The following is an 812-nucleotide window of genomic DNA, read 5'->3' as shown; positions in this document are numbered from 1 at the left end:
TTAATTACTTGACTATACAACCCCAAACAGTCGTTAATCCCTACAAGTAGGATTAAGACAATTAAATAAATAATCAATGATTTATTTAATCTACAGTTCAAAGTCTCGTGCACTTAAGCACTGTACAGCTTCAATCTAAATTCATATACCAAAACGCTTGATTCAGTTAATTTGCTAGTTCTCATTTCAATTCGTAATTAAACCGTAACACCGAAGTATTACTGTCAATCTTGAATTAAATGAGTTGAACAATTTATTTCAGACTCAATTTTTGCCAATCTGTTAATGAATTAATGCGTCTTCGTCAGATCGCACTAAATACTGTGATATTTAAATCACAGAACTTAATAAACCATCAAATCTAATCATTCGATCTTTTATTAAGTTCTGCAATCTTTAGCTTAAAGCTCCAGTATATGTGTGCCTGCGCACAGCATAGCTGTTTGCTTAAATTTTAAGGAAAAGCCTTAAAGCAGTGCTTTAAGTTTTCTGATCTTAAAATTTGGTGGAGACTAGGAGAGTCGAACTCCTGACCTCCTGCGTGCAAAGCAGGCGCTCTACCAACTAAGCTAAGTCCCCAGCTTATCATCTGTGATTCGATGTATCTTCAATTCCTGTAACTTGATTTATTCAATCTAGGTCAAAGTCATGGTGGGTCTGACAAGACTTGAACTTGTGACCCCACGCTTATCAAGCGTGTGCTCTAACCAACTGAGCTACAGACCCTCAGATACATCAATGAAGAACAACTTGTTGTGGATTCTTACCAATCGTCAATCTTTCGTTAAGGAGGTGATCCAGCCGCAGGTTCC

Annotated in this window: 2 tRNA genes; both read right to left on the bottom strand. The window is 36.9% G+C overall.

Features of this window, described 5'->3' with window-relative positions:
- Nucleotides 1-503: 503 nt before the first annotated feature.
- Nucleotides 504-579 (bottom strand) — tRNA-Ala (locus CF596_RS14490).
- A 70-nt stretch (nt 580-649) separates the two neighbouring features.
- Nucleotides 650-726: transfer RNA gene (locus CF596_RS14485), tRNA-Ile, on the bottom strand.
- Between the last annotated feature and the right edge of the window lie 86 nt (nt 727-812).

Source organism: Acinetobacter sp. YT-02 (assembly GCF_002412355.1).
Lineage (GTDB): Bacteria > Pseudomonadota > Gammaproteobacteria > Pseudomonadales > Moraxellaceae > Acinetobacter > Acinetobacter towneri.
This window is presented reverse-complemented; position numbering and strand designations above follow the sequence as displayed.